This window comes from Marinobacter pelagius (genome assembly GCF_900114925.1).
GTDB lineage: Bacteria > Pseudomonadota > Gammaproteobacteria > Pseudomonadales > Oleiphilaceae > Marinobacter > Marinobacter pelagius.
Genome location: NZ_FOUR01000004.1, coordinates 287,467 through 301,843, shown reverse-complemented (window position 1 = coordinate 301,843; position 14,377 = coordinate 287,467). Strand labels below are relative to the sequence as shown.

The window sequence follows — 14,377 nt, the reverse complement described above, 5'->3', positions numbered from 1 at the left end:
ACGACTGAACACTAGCAGGAACAGCCTTTTATTATGGCGCAAACCTTCGTACACCTTCGCGTACATTCCGAATATTCCATGGTGGATGGACTGGTCCGGGTCAAACCGCTGATCAGTCGCGTCGCCGAGCTGGGCATGCCCGCTGTGGGCCTGACCGAGCAATCCAACATGTGCTCGCTGGTGCGTTTCTACAAGGCGGCCACCGGCGCCGGTGTCAAACCGATTATCGGTGCGGACCTGTGGCTGGAAAACCCGGATGAGCCGGACAACCCGTTCCGTCTGACGCTGCTGGCACGGGACAATGACGGCTACCTGAACCTTACGGAAATCATCTCCCTCGGTTACACCGATGGCCAGCGCTTCGGCAAACCCATCATCCAGCGCCGTTGGCTGGAACAGCGGGCAAAGGGGCTGATCGCGCTCTCCGGGGGCAAGCTCGGGGATGTCGGCAAGGCGCTGCTGGCGGGCAAGCCAGAGCTGGCCCGTGAGCGCGCCGAATACTGGATGAATCTCTACCCGGACAGTTATTACCTGGAGCTTCAGCGCACCGGCCGCGCCGGTGATGAAGACTGCCTGCACCTGAGTGTTGAGCTGGCGGCGGAGCTGGGCTTGCCGGTGGTGGCCACCAACGATGTCCACTTCCTGGAAGCCGATGACTTCGAGGCCCACGAGGCCCGGGTCTGCATCGGCGAAAGCCGGACCCTGGATGACCCGCGCCGCGAGCGCCGGTTCAGTGACCAGCAATACCTGCGCAGCGCCGAGGAGATGATCGAGCTGTTCTCGGATATTCCCGAGGCGGTCGAGAACACGGTGGAGATTGCCCGCCGATGCTCGGTGAAAGTGCGCATGGGCGAGTACTTCCTGCCCAACTATCCGATCCCCGACGGCATGACCATGGACGAGTATTTCCGCCATGTGTCTGAAGAAGGCCTGGAAGCGCGCCTGGCGAAAACCCTGAGCAGGGACGACCCGGAATACGATCAGAAACGGGAAGCCTACTACAAGCGCCTGAACTTCGAGCTGGATATCATCACCCAGATGGGGTTCCCGGGTTACTTCCTGATCGTGATGGACTTCATCAAATGGGCCAAGAACAACGGCGTGCCGGTGGGTCCCGGCCGGGGTTCCGGTGCCGGTTCCCTGGTGGCCTACGCGCTGCTGATCACCGATCTGGACCCGCTGGAATATGACCTGCTGTTCGAGCGGTTCCTGAACCCGGAACGGGTATCCATGCCTGACTTCGACGTCGACTTCTGCATGGAAGGCCGAGACCGGGTGATTGACTACACCGCCGAAAAATACGGCCGGGAAGCGGTCTCCCAGATCATTACCTTCGGTACCATGGCCGCCAAGGCGGTGGTGCGCGATGTGGCGCGGGTGCAGGGCAAGTCCTACGGTCTGGCGGACAAGCTGTCCAAGCTGATTCCGTTCGAAGTGGGCATGACCTTGGAAAAGGCGATCGAGCAGGAGCCCCAGCTCAAGGAATTCCTGGAACAGGACGAGGAAGCCCAGGAAATCTGGGAGATGGCCCTCAAGCTCGAGGGTGTCTGCCGGAACGCGGGCAAGCACGCCGGTGGTGTGGTGATCGCCCCCACCAAGATTACCGATTTCTCGCCTCTGTACTGCGATGATGAAGGCGGCAGCCTGGTAACCCAGTTTGACAAGGGGGACGTGGAAGACGCCGGCCTGGTGAAGTTTGACTTCCTCGGTCTGCGGACCCTCACGATCATCAAGTGGGCCCTGAACATGATCAACCCGCGCCGGGAAAAGCTTGGCGAGGGAGTGCTGGATATCAGCACCATCCCGCTGGATGACAAGCCGTCCTTCGAGATGCTGAAACGGGCCGAAACCACGGCGGTGTTCCAGCTGGAATCCCGCGGTATGAAGGATCTCATCCGCCGCCTGCAGCCGGATTCCCTGGAAGACATGATCGCCCTGGTGGCGCTGTTCCGTCCCGGCCCGCTGCAGTCCGGCATGGTGGATGACTTCATCGACCGGAAGCACGGCCGGCAGCCGATGTCCTACCCGCATCCGGATTATCAGTATGAGGGCCTGAAGCCGGTACTGGAGCCCACCTACGGGGTCATCCTGTACCAGGAGCAGGTCATGCAGATTGCCCAGGTAATGGCCGGCTATACCCTGGGTGGCGCGGACATGCTCCGCCGGGCGATGGGTAAGAAGAAACCGGAGGAGATGGCCAAGCAGAAGGCCATTTTCCTGGACGGTTGTGAAAAGAACGGTATCGACAAGACCCTGGCCGAGAATATCTTCGACCTGGTGGAAAAGTTCGCCGGTTACGGCTTCAACAAGTCGCACTCCGCCGCCTACGCCCTGGTGTCCTACCAGACCCTGTGGCTCAAGGCCCATTACCCGGCCGAGTTCATGGCCGCGGTACTCACCGCCGATATGCAGAACACCGACAAGGTGGTGACGCTGGTGGAAGAGTGCCGGAACATGAAGCTGGACCTGCTGGTGCCGGATGTCAGCCGTTCCGCCTACACCTTTACCGTTAACGATGAAGGCCAGATTGTCTACGGTCTTGGCGCCATCAAGGGCCTGGGTGAGGGCCCGATTGACAGTATCGTGGCGGCGGCCAAAGACGGTCCTTTTGAGGATATCTTCGATTTCTGCCGGCGGGTGGACCTCAAGAAGGTCAACAAGCGGGCCATGGAGGCGCTGATCCGCGCCGGTGCCATGGACAAGCTCGGCGCCGGTCGGGCCCAGCTGATGGCGAGCATCGACAAGGCGGTGCAGCAGGCAGACCAGCAGTCCCGCAATGATGCCGCGGGCATGATGGATATGTTTGGTGAAATGCTGGAGTCCGGCGGTGAGGATGGCGATGCCTACGCGGACGTGGCCCATGTCCGTGAATGGCCGAAAAAGGAACGCCTCAAGGGCGAGAAAGATACCCTCGGGCTGTACCTGACCGGACACCCCTTCGATGAGTACGAGAGGGAAGTGCGCCGGTTTGTCCGCTCATCCATCGCCGATCTGAAACCGAACAAGGCTCCCCAGCGTGTGGCAGGCTTGGTGGTTGCCCAGCGCACCATGAAAACCCGGACCGGCTCGACCATGTGTTTCATTACCCTGGACGACCGCAGCGCCCGCATCGAGGCAACCCTGTTCTCGGAGACCTTCTTCGAGAATCGGGAGCTGCTGCAATCGGATCAGGTCATTGTGGTGGAAGGGCAGGTCAGTCACGATGACTACTCCGGGCAGATGAAAATGCGGGTCAACTCCGTGATGGACGTAGCCACCGCCCGGCAACAGTTCAGCCGGGGGCTGAAACTGGAGCTGGCGGCGGATCAGCTGCAGAACGGTCTGCTGGACAAACTGGATGAAACCCTGAGACCGTTCCGTTGTGAGGGTAGTCCGGTATGGATCGAGTATCGCAGTCCCGAGGCCCGGACCCGCATCGAGCTGGGCGAGTCCTGGCGGGTGCAGCCGGACGATAACCTGTTGCTGGAGCTCCGGTACCTGGTGGGCGACCAATCGGTTGAACTGGTCTATGATTAAGACCAATGTCCGCTTTAGCCGGCCTTTATGCACTGCTATCTTTGTCCCAAATTCTGGTTTTGGCGGCCCGCCGGGTCGTCAGGCAAATCAAAATGATGGAACATCATGAACCCTAATTACCTGGATTTTGAACAGCCGATCGCCGACCTGGAAGCCAAGATTGAAGAGCTTCGCATGGTCGGCAACGACACCGACATCAACATCACCGATGAGATCAGCCGCCTCAAGAAGAAGAGCGTCAGTCTTACGGAGAGCATCTTCTCGAACCTGCAGCCCTGGGATATTGCCCGGCTGGCCAGGCACCCGCGCCGGCCGTACACGTTCGATTACATCGAGATGATTTTCGATGATTTCGACGAGCTGCACGGGGATCGCCGTTACGCGGATGACCAGGCCATTGTCGGCGGCACCGCGCGCCTGGGCGACAAGCCGGTCATGGTCATCGGCCATCAGAAGGGCCGTGAAGTCAGGGACAAGGTCAAGCGCAACTTCGGCATGCCCCGCCCGGAGGGTTACCGCAAGGCCCTGCGCCTTATGGAAATGGCCGAGCGTTTCAAGATGCCCATCCTGACCTTTATCGACACCCCGGGTGCCTATCCCGGCATCGGTGCCGAGGAGCGGGGCCAGAGTGAGGCGATTGCGTTCAACCTCGCCGTGATGTCCCGCCTGAAAACCCCGATCATCTCCACGGTGATTGGCGAGGGTGGTTCCGGTGGCGCCCTGGCAATTGGCGTCTGTGACCAGCTGAACATGCTTCAGTACTCCACCTACGCGGTTATTTCGCCGGAAGGTTGTGCCTCCATCCTCTGGAAGAGCGCGGAATACGCGGCCCAGGCAGCCGAGGCCATGGGTGTGACGGCAGACCGTCTCAAGGACCTCGGACTGGCGGATAACGTTATTCCCGAGCCGCTGGGCGGCGCGCACCGCAATCCGGAAAAGATGGCGGAATCTCTCCGCGAGACCCTGACCAAGGGCGTGACCGAACTTTGCCGTCTGCCCCTGGACGAGCTGGTGTCCCGTCGCTACGAGCGGCTGACCCGCTATGACAACGGGCGCTAAGCCCGTCCCCGGTTTTGCCTGGCCGGAGGCACTCTGCGCCCCGGTCAGGTCACTCCCCGCGCACAACAGACTCTGGATTGCCTTCAGCGGCGGTCTCGATTCCACGTTATTACTGCACCTTGCAGCCTACTGTTTTCCCGGCGGTCCCGATCTTCGCGCCGTTCACATCAATCACCAGTTACAGGCCAATTCGGCGCAATCCGAGCAGTTCTGCCGCCAGAACTGTGAGGCTCTGGGCATTGAACTGCAGGTGCGCCGGGTGGATGTCCGGGCGGGGAATGCCGAGGGCAGCGCCGGAGGCATCGAGGAAGCCGCTCGCCATGCTCGCTACGCCGTGTTTGAAGAGATTCTGCAAGCCGGTGATTTGCTGCTGATGGCCCATCACGCCGACGACCAGGCCGAGACGGTACTGTTCAGGATGCTCCGTGGCACCGGTGTCCGGGGGCTGGCGGGTATGCCCCGTGAGCGGGCACTGGGGGCAGGGCGACTGGTGCGCCCACTGCTCGGGTTCGACCGTGCACAGTTGTCCAAATGGGCCAATGAGGCCGGTCTTTCGTGGGTGGAGGATCCGAGTAATGTTGATGAGCGTTTCGACCGGAATTTCCTCAGGCATAGAATCCTGCCCGAACTCAAAGAGCGCTGGCCCGGCCTGAATGCCAGGCTCAGGCATACCGCGGCTGCCTGTGCCGCACAGGTGGCCCTGACCGACCGGCTGGCGGAGATCCAGTGGCGGGACTGTTCGCCCGATGGCCGGCATCTGTGCACCGAACGCCTGAGCCAGTTGCCGCTCCCGGAACAGAAAAACCTGCTGCGCTGGTGGATCCGGACTTCCGGTTTCGAGCTGCCGTCGATACAGGACTGGGGGCAGGTGATCTCCGATCTGATCCATGCCCGGGAAGACGGTGAGCCGGAACTGCTCGGTGCGGGCTTCGCTATCCGGCGTTTCCGGGGCCGGCTGTATCTGGTTCCCGACTGGTCAGAACCGGAAACTACAAACGTAGAACTCCGGCCCGAACAACCCCTCTGCTGGGGAAACTGGCGCATCCGGCTGCTTCCTGTTGCGGGCCAGAAACAGACACCGCCGGCAATACGGGTATCTACGAGGCAAGGGGGTGAGCGTTTCCGTCCGGTGCCGGACGGGCCCGGGAAACGGGTCAAGAAATGGTTGCAGGAGCAGGGGATTCCACCCTGGGAGAGACCACGTATTCCGCTGGTTTTCAGCCAGGATGGCGAGGAGGAAACCCTGATCGCAATTGGCGATTTATGGTGTTCTGGACAATACTCGGGAGGCGCCCCTGCCGCCGGCTGGCGGCTGATTGTGGAGCGGGATTGTGATTGAGTAGAGGGGGGCTTTCTGGTAGTCTGGCGTCCCATCTTGAGATGAACAATCTCCCTCCTTCACCGAACCAGATAATCACGGAATCTGCATGACGCGTTATATTTTCGTCACCGGCGGTGTCGTGTCCTCCTTGGGGAAAGGTATTGCGTCTGCCTCTCTGGCAGCCATCCTCGAGGCACGCGGCCTGAAGGTCACCATTCTCAAGCTGGACCCCTACATCAACGTAGACCCCGGCACCATGAGCCCGTTCCAGCACGGTGAGGTTTTTGTCACCGAAGATGGCGCGGAAACCGATCTGGACCTTGGCCACTACGAGCGCTTCATCCGTACCCGGATGAGCCGCCGTAACAACTTCACCACCGGTCGCGTCTACGAGGAAGTGATCCGCAAGGAACGCCGTGGCGACTACCTGGGCGGTACCGTGCAGGTCATCCCGCACATCACCGACGAGATCAAGCGTCGGGTGGTGGAAGGCGCCGCCGGCGTGGATGTGGCACTGATCGAGATCGGTGGCACTGTGGGTGACATCGAATCCCTGCCGTTCCTGGAAGCCTGCCGTCAGCTGAAGGTTGAGGTGGGTCCCCAGCGCGCCTTGTTCATGCACCTGACTCTGGTTCCGTATATCGCCACTGCCGGCGAGATCAAGACCAAGCCGACCCAGCACTCCGTCAAGGAAATGCGCTCCATCGGTCTGCAGCCGGACATCCTGCTGTGCCGTTCCGAGCATGAGGTCGATGCCAGCTCCCGTCGCAAGATTGCATTGTTCACCAACGTGGAAGAGCGCGCGGTCATTCCGCTCCAGGACGCCAAGTCCATCTATGCCATTCCGCGCATGCTGCACGAGCATGGCCTGGACCAGCTGGTGATCGAGCGTTTCGGTCTGGATGCGCGGGCCGCAGATCTGAGCGAGTGGGACAGTGTAGTCGAAGCACTGATGCATCCGGAGCAGGAAGTGACCATTGCCATGGTTGGCAAGTACATGGAGCTGCTGGATGCCTACAAGTCGCTGATCGAGTCCCTGCTGCACGCGGGCATCAAGACGCGCACCAAGGTAAACATCAACTACATCGATTCCGAAGACATCGAGCGGGACGGCACTCGAGTGCTGGAATCCGCCGATGCGATCCTGGTGCCCGGTGGCTTCGGCGAGCGTGGTGTTGAAGGCAAGATCCGCACCGTACAGTATGCCCGTGAGAACAAGGTTCCCTACCTGGGTATCTGCCTCGGCATGCAGGTCGCCGTGATTGAATACGCCCGCAACGTTGCCGGCCTGAAGGATGCCCACAGTACCGAATTCCGTACCCATACTCCGGAGCCGGTGGTTGGTCTTATTACCGAATGGCTGGATGCCACCGGTGAGCGCGAAGAGCGCACCGAGGAATCAGATCTGGGCGGCACCATGCGCCTGGGTGCCCAGGACTGCGTCCTGACCGAGGGCTCCACCATTATTAACTGCTACGGCAAGAAGACCATCCGTGAGCGCCATCGCCACCGTTACGAGGTGAACAACCATTTCCTGCCGGCGCTGGAAGGTGCGGGCTTGCAGGTCTCCGGCCGCTCCAGCGACGGCAAGCTGGTGGAAGTGGTGGAAGCGCCGGATCACCCGTGGTTCGTGGCCTGCCAGTTCCACCCGGAATTCACCTCCACGCCCCGGGACGGCCATCCGCTGTTCAAGGGCTTTATTGAAGCGGCTCTGGCGCACAAGAAGGAGTCCTGAGTATGGCGCAGAGCACGGTAAACGTCTCGGGCATCGAAGTCGCCAACGACAAGCCGTTCGTGCTGTTCGGCGGGATGAACGTGCTCGAGTCCCGGGGGCTGGCCTTCGAGGTGGCTGAAAAGTACGTGGATGTCTGTGGTCGCCTCGGCATCCCGTACGTGTTCAAGGCCTCTTTCGACAAGGCCAACCGCTCGTCCGTGCACTCGTTCCGTGGCCCCGGTCTTGAGAAGGGGTTGCAGATCCTGGCGGACATCAAGAGCAAGTTTGGCGTCCCGATTATTTCCGATGTTCACGAGCCTGCCCAGGCGGCCCCGGCTGCGGAAGTGTGCGATATCATCCAGCTGCCGGCATTCCTGAGTCGCCAGACCGATCTGGTGGTGGCCATGGCCGAGACCGGTGCGGTGATCAACGTCAAGAAGGCCCAGTTCCTTGCCCCCCAGGAGATGAAGCACATCATCACCAAGTGCCAGGAGGCCGGCAACGACAAGGTGATCCTGTGCGAGCGGGGCAGCAGCTTCGGGTACAACAACCTGGTGGTGGACATGCTCGGCTTCGGCATCATGAAAGCCATGAATGTGCCCGTGATGTTCGACGTGACCCATTCCCTGCAGATGCCGGGCGGCCGCGCCGATTCGGCCGGTGGCCGACGTGCCCAGGTGACGGATCTGGCACTGGCGGGTATGTCCCAGGGCCTGGCCGGTTTATTCCTGGAGGCGCATCCGGACCCCGATCAGGCCAAGTGTGATGGCCCCTGCGCCTTGCGGCTCAGCCAGCTGGAGCCGTTCCTGGCGCGGGTCAAAGCCGTGGATGACCTGGTGAAAAGTTTTAAACCTATCGACACCGCCTGATTGGCGGTGTTCGTTTTTGTCTTGCTTGGGGGGACCGAGCAGGCGGGGGATGGCTATATGAAACACGCTCCTTGCGGCACGTCCATGTGACGCTTGGGCTCCGCCATCCCTGGCTCCGCACAGTTTCATATAGCCATCCCCCGCCTGCTCTCGATCTGACAACTTGCGATAACCTTTCAGATATTGAACAAACGGAGATTCACTGGAATGACCAAGATTGCAAACATCAAAGGCCGTGAAGTCCTCGACTCCCGCGGTAACCCGACGGTAGAAGCCGACGTCATACTGGAAGACGGCACCATCGGTACCGCCTGTGCGCCGTCTGGCGCCTCCACCGGCTCCCGCGAGGCGCTGGAGCTGCGTGACGGCGACGCCTCTCGCTACCTTGGCAAGGGCGTGCTCAAGGCCGTTGATGCGGTGAACTCCAAAATCCGTTCAGCCCTGATTGGCAAAGATGCCGCCGACCAGCGCAGTCTGGACAAGGTCATGATTGATCTGGACGGCACCGAGAATAAGGCCAATCTGGGTGCCAACGCCATCTTGGCGGTGTCTCTGGCGGCCGCCAAAGCTGCTGCCGCCTCCCTCGGCAAGCCGCTGTACGAGCATATTGCCGACGTGAATGGCACTTCCGGCAAGTTCTCCATGCCGGTTCCGATGATGAATATCCTCAACGGTGGTGAGCACGCGGACAACAACGTCGACATCCAGGAGTTCATGGTTCAGCCGGTTGCCACCAAGAGCTTCGCTGAAGCCCTGCGTGTGGGCGCCGAGATTTTCCATAGCCTGAAGAAGGTCCTGAAGGCCCAGGGCCTGAACACCGCAGTGGGTGACGAGGGTGGCTTTGCCCCGAACCTACCGTCCAACGAGGCGGCGCTGGCTGCCATCAAGGAAGCGGTTGAGAAGGCTGGCTACGAGCTGGGCAAAGACGTCACCCTGGCTCTGGACTGCGCCTCTTCCGAGTTCTACAAGGATGGTCAGTACCAGCTTTCCGGCGAAGGTAAGAGCTTCGACTCTGAAGGATTCGCCGATTACCTGGCCGGTCTGTGCGAGCGTTATCCCATCGTTTCCATCGAAGACGGCATGGACGAGAGCGACTGGGACGGCTGGAAAGTGCTGACCGACAAGTTGGGTAGCAAGGTTCAACTGGTGGGCGATGATCTGTTTGTGACCAACACCAAAATCCTGAAGCAGGGCATCGAGAAGGGTGTTGGAAACTCGATCCTGATCAAGTTCAACCAGATCGGTAGCCTGACCGAGACCCTGGATGCCATCAAGATGGCCCAGGATGCGGGTTACACCGCGGTCATTTCCCATCGTTCCGGTGAGACTGAAGACACCACCATTGCGGATCTGGCGGTTGCCACCCGTGCGGGCCAGATCAAGACCGGTTCCCTGTGCCGTTCTGACCGGGTTGCCAAGTACAACCAGCTGCTGCGCATTGAAGAAGCGCTGGATGGCAAGGCGCCTTACCGTGGCCTGAGCGAGATCAAGGGTCAGGGCTGAGGTCCGGCGGTAAAAAATTGCTTGCCGGCGGCAGCCGGTAGGTAACAAAATGTTAAGGCCATCGCGTCCTGAATGAAAATTCAGACACGATGGCCTTTTTGTACAATCAGTTAGAAGAATTTGTTGTTAATCTACTCTAAGGTCTATACTCACTAGCCAGTGTTGAATTTTTGAACGGTTATTTCTCTGACGGAATTGGAATGAAGACGCTTTGGGCCATCATGGTTGTGTTGATTCTCCTGCTGCAGGTTCGCCTGTGGGTCGGGGAGGGTAGCTTTGCGCAGGTGTGGTCCCTGGAGCAGTCGATTGCCGAGCAGCGTGCGGAGAATGCCGATCTGGCGGCCCGTAATGATCGTCTCTATGCGGAGGTGAGGAACCTGCGCGGTGAGCAGGGGGCGTTGGAGGAGCGGGCCAGGATGAACCTTGGGTTGATTCGCGAGGACGAGACTTTCTTCCTGGTTGTTGAGAACTAAGGGCGGAGCACAGAGCGGCGGGGCAGTCCTTTCCAGGACACGCTACAAGCACGTCCCTGTGCGCTTGACTGTGGCCATCCATGGCCACAGACAGTCCTGGAAAGGACTACCCCGCCACTCTCCAGACCACGTGCAGACCTCTTATGACCTACCCCAGACTTTGGTTGATTGTTCCTGCTGCCGGCATTGGCAAGCGCATGAAGTCAGAAGTGCCGAAACAGTACCTGACGCTGTCGAACCGTTTCATTCTCGATATTACCCTTTCCCGCCTACTCGATAATGCCGATTTTTCTGGCTGCATGGTCCCCCTGAGCCCCCAGGACCATTGGTGGCCTGATACCGAAGCCGTCAACGATGACCGTATCCAGACCTGCACCGGTGGTGAGGAACGCGCCGATTCGGTGCTTTCGGCGCTTCATGCGTTGCAGGAGCAGGCCGATGAGAACGATTGGGTGCTGGTGCATGATGCGGCCCGGCCCTGTGTCCATCCTGATGATCTGGCAAACCTTATCGATACCCTTTCCGGGCACCCCGTTGGCGGGCTGTTGGCGGCTCCGGTGGCGGATACGCTGAAGCAGGCTGCGGAGGGACAGCCGGCGGAGGTGGAGGCGACGGTGGATCGTAGCAGGTTGTGGCGGGCGTTGACGCCGCAGATGTTTCGGTTCGGGGCGCTGACACGGGCACTGGAGGCGTGTCTGGATGCCGGGCATGGGGTGACGGATGAGTCCTCTGCGATGGAATTTTCCGGTAACATGCCGGTTCTGGTGGAAGGGCGGCCTGATAATATCAAGATTACGGTTCCGTCAGATCTGGCACTGGCCGGTTTTATCCTGAGCCGGTTGTAACCGGTTCCGCCCGAAATTCCTTTCAACGTTCCGGAGAACAGCATGCGGATTGGTCAGGGCTTTGATGTCCATGCCTTTTGCGAAGGTGATTCCGTCATTCTTGGTGGTGTCCAGATTCCCCACAGTCAGGGCCTGAAGGCGCATTCTGATGGGGATGTGTTGCTCCATGCCCTGGCGGATGCGCTGCTCGGGGCCGTTGCCCTGGGGGATATCGGCCATCTGTTTCCGGATACCAGTGACGAGTGGGCCGGCGCCGACAGCCGGGATCTGTTGCGCCGGGTGATGGCCCGGGTGCGTGACGAGGGCTACGAGGTGGTGAACGTGGACAGCACGATCATTGCCCAGGCGCCGAAAATGGCACCCCATGTCGACGCCATGCGCCTGAACATTGCCGAGGATCTGGGGATTGCCGCGAACCGGGTGAGCGTCAAGGCGACCACCACGGAGAAGCTGGGTTTTACCGGGCGCGGTGAGGGGATTGCCTGTCAGGCAATCTGTCTGCTTGAGCCGGTGAATACGTGAGTAATCAAAACACCACAGGCCACCAATGGCGCCTGGACTGGCCAACCGGCCATGACCGGGTCGCCAGGGCTCAGCTGAAGAGTGTTCCCGAGGACTTCCGGGTCGAGGAAGTCCTGGCTGTTGCTGATCTGATTCCCGGAGAAGGTGAGCACCTTTGCCTGTGCCTCGAGAAGACGGGTGATAACACCGAGTTTGTGGCCAGGCAGTTGGCACAGATGGCCGGTTGTCGCGGTTTTGATGTGGGGTTCTGTGGTCTGAAGGATCGCCACGCGGTGACGTCCCAGTGGTTCAGCCTCTACCGTCCGGGTATGGAATCCTCAGACGACGATTTTATCCGGGAAGTAGCCGGGAACTGGCGCGTGCTGGCGTCGGGTAGGGCACCCCGGAAATTGCGGCGGGGTGAGCATTCGGCTAACCGGTTTGCCATCGTGCTGAGGAACGTCGAAGGTTCGAAGGCGGAGATTGACGAGGCATTGAATCGCCTGGGCGAGCAGGGCGCGCCCAATTACTTCGGGCCGCAGCGCTTTGGCCGTGATGGTGGCAACCTTGACCGGGCCCTGAAGATGGATCCCTCGCAGCTGAATCGCCGGGCAGGTCGCGCAAAACGTGGCTCCCGAGGTGGCAGGGACGGATCGAAAAACGTATTGTACTTTTCGGCGGCGCGCTCCTGGTTGTTCAACGAGGTGCTGGCCGCACGGGTATCGGATGGTAGCTGGACCACCTGCCTGCCGGGAGAGCCGGCAGAGAGCGCTGCCGGGCCCACTGGGCCGATGTGGGGCGATGGTGGAACGACCGCAACCGATGGTCAGGAAACACTGGAGCGGAAAGTGGTCGGGCAGTGGCCGGAGCTTGAGCGGTTGTTCGCGGCCACGCGGATGCAGCCGGAACGCCGGCCACTGGTCGTTAAGCCGCAGGAGCTGGACTGGGAGTGGCGAGGCGACGATATCCTGGCAATCCGTTTTGTTTTGCCCCCCGGTCAGTACGCCACCACCGTGCTGGGCGATAGTTTCGAGCTGGAGGACATGAGCCTCGGCCGTCATAACGAATAAAAAGTGCTAGCGGAGAACACTGTGCGAATTCTGTTATCGAATGATGATGGTGTGCATTCGCCGGGGCTTGTGGCCCTCTATGAGGGGCTTCAGGGCCTGGGAGATCTTGAAGTCGTGGCCCCGGACCGGGACCACAGTGGTGCGAGTAACGCACTCACCCTGAACCGGCCTCTCACCGTGGAGGAGCACCCCAACGGTTTCCATTCCGTGGACGGCACGCCGACCGACTGCGTGCACCTGGCGGTGAACGGTGTGTTCGAGGAACCCTTCGATCGGGTGGTGTCCGGGATCAACACCCACGCCAACCTGGGCGATGACATCATCTATTCCGGCACGGTGGCTGCCGCTACCGAGGGACGTCACCTGGGATTGCCGGCGATTGCGGTGTCCCTGGTGAACGACGGGCATTTCCATTACGAGACCGCCGCGCGGGTTGTCCGCATGCTGCTGGAGCAGGACCGTCCGCTCCAGCTTGGCCCCCGCTCGATCCTGAATGTGAACGTTCCCGATCTGCCCTGGGAGCAGCTGGCTGGTATTCGTGTCACCCGTCTCGGCCATCGGGAGCGTGCCGAAGGGGCCGTGCCCATGACCTGTCCGAGGGGTAAGCAGCGATACTGGATCGGTGCCGCCGGAGAGGGTGGTGATGCCGGCCCCGGAACGGATTTCCATGCCGTCCGTGAGGGCTATGTCTCGATTACGCCGGTTCACATAGACATGACCCGCCATGAGGCCCTGGTGCCGCTGCGGGAGTGGGTTGAGGAGATGGCTTTCGACGGAGGGCTGTCGTCATGAGTGCACAGCTCCAGGGAATTGGAATGACCTCCCGACGTACCCGGATGCGCCTGGTTCAGCGGCTGCGCGAATCCGGGATCGAGTCCGACAGAGTGTTGGAGATCATTGGTGAGGTACCCCGTCATATCTTTCTGGATGAGGCCCTGGCCCATCGGGCCTACGAGGACACCTCCCTTCCCATCGGCTACGGGCAAACCCTGTCCCAGCCCTACATTGTCGCCCGTATGACAGAAGTCCTGCATCACCACGGGCCGGCCCGTATCCTGGAACTGGGCACCGGGTCCGGCTATCAGACCGCGGTGCTGTCGCGGCTGTTCGAGGAAGTGTACAGCGTGGAGCGCATCAAGCCGTTACAGGATCGTGCCCGTGACCGGTTGCGACAGCTGGGCGCACGCAATGTCCTGCTCAAGCATGCGGATGGTGGTATGGGTTGGCCGGACCGGGGACCGTTTGATGGCATCATCGTGACCGCGGCACCGGGCGACGTGCCGAAAGAATTGCTGGCCCAGCTGGCAGACAACGGGGTGTTGATCGCCCCGGTCGGAGAGGAGAAACAGGTGTTGGTGGAAGTCGTACGCCGTGGCGAGCATTTTGAGCGGCGGGAGCTGGAGCCCGTGAATTTCGTACCCCTGCTCGGGGGAGTGATCCGTTGAGCAAGTCCAGTGACGCATCGAATGACGCCACGCCCGACGTCCGGAGAGACCAGCATCCAGC

Annotated in this window: 12 protein-coding genes; all 12 read left to right on the top strand. The window is 60.7% G+C overall.

Translation table 11 applies throughout. The features are described 5' to 3' along the window. Positions 1–33 precede the first annotated feature (33 nt). The 12 genes from dnaE (at position 34) to BM254_RS10785 (ending at position 14,316) form a co-directional block, all read left to right on the top strand. Positions 34–3,516: a DNA polymerase III subunit alpha gene (gene dnaE / locus BM254_RS10840; RefSeq protein ID WP_092003057.1), complete on the top strand. Its 3,483-nt coding sequence runs from the start codon at positions 34–36 to the stop codon at positions 3,514–3,516. 105 nt (positions 3,517–3,621) lie between these two features. Further along, the gene (gene accA, locus BM254_RS10835; RefSeq protein WP_092003054.1) at positions 3,622–4,575 is read left to right on the top strand and encodes an acetyl-CoA carboxylase carboxyl transferase subunit alpha; all 954 of its coding nucleotides are present in this window, start codon (positions 3,622–3,624) and stop codon (positions 4,573–4,575) included. Further along, positions 4,559–5,914 (top strand): tRNA lysidine(34) synthetase TilS, encoded by a 1,356-nt coding sequence (tilS, locus tag BM254_RS10830; protein ID WP_092003050.1) that lies wholly within the window; start codon positions 4,559–4,561, stop codon positions 5,912–5,914. Before accA ends, tilS begins: the two co-directional genes overlap by 17 nt. 88 nt (positions 5,915–6,002) lie before the next feature. Beyond that, positions 6,003–7,631: a CTP synthase gene (locus BM254_RS10825; protein ID WP_092003047.1), complete on the top strand. Its 1,629-nt coding sequence runs from the start codon at positions 6,003–6,005 to the stop codon at positions 7,629–7,631. A gap of 2 nt (positions 7,632–7,633) precedes the next feature. Beyond that, positions 7,634–8,479, top strand: a complete 846-nt coding sequence (gene kdsA / locus BM254_RS10820) for a 3-deoxy-8-phosphooctulonate synthase (protein ID WP_092003044.1) — start codon at positions 7,634–7,636, stop codon at positions 8,477–8,479. 207 nt (positions 8,480–8,686) lie between these two features. Beyond that, positions 8,687–9,982: a phosphopyruvate hydratase gene (gene eno, locus BM254_RS10815; protein ID WP_092003039.1), complete on the top strand. Its 1,296-nt coding sequence runs from the start codon at positions 8,687–8,689 to the stop codon at positions 9,980–9,982. 200 nt (positions 9,983–10,182) lie between these two features. Next, complete coding sequence (locus BM254_RS10810; protein WP_092003036.1) at positions 10,183–10,455, top strand: septum formation initiator family protein; 273 nt, start codon at positions 10,183–10,185, stop codon at positions 10,453–10,455. Positions 10,456–10,598: 143 nt separating this feature from the next. Then, on the top strand, positions 10,599–11,300 hold the full coding sequence (gene ispD / locus BM254_RS10805; RefSeq protein WP_092003032.1) for a 2-C-methyl-D-erythritol 4-phosphate cytidylyltransferase: 702 nt from the start codon (positions 10,599–10,601) through the stop codon (positions 11,298–11,300). 42 nt (positions 11,301–11,342) lie between these two features. Next, positions 11,343–11,822, top strand: a complete 480-nt coding sequence (gene ispF, locus BM254_RS10800; protein ID WP_092003030.1) for a 2-C-methyl-D-erythritol 2,4-cyclodiphosphate synthase — start codon at positions 11,343–11,345, stop codon at positions 11,820–11,822. Next, entirely contained in the window at positions 11,819–12,871 is a 1,053-nt protein-coding gene (gene truD, locus BM254_RS10795; RefSeq protein WP_092003027.1) for a tRNA pseudouridine(13) synthase TruD, read from the top strand. The genes ispF and truD overlap by 4 nt, the downstream gene beginning before the upstream one ends. 21 nt (positions 12,872–12,892) lie before the next feature. Beyond that, positions 12,893–13,663, top strand: coding sequence for a 5'/3'-nucleotidase SurE (gene surE / locus BM254_RS10790; protein ID WP_092003024.1), 771 nt, complete (start codon positions 12,893–12,895; stop codon positions 13,661–13,663). Further along, the gene (locus BM254_RS10785) at positions 13,660–14,316 is read left to right on the top strand and encodes a protein-L-isoaspartate(D-aspartate) O-methyltransferase (protein WP_092003021.1); all 657 of its coding nucleotides are present in this window, start codon (positions 13,660–13,662) and stop codon (positions 14,314–14,316) included. Before surE ends, BM254_RS10785 begins: the two co-directional genes overlap by 4 nt. Positions 14,317–14,377: the final 61 nt, after the last annotated feature.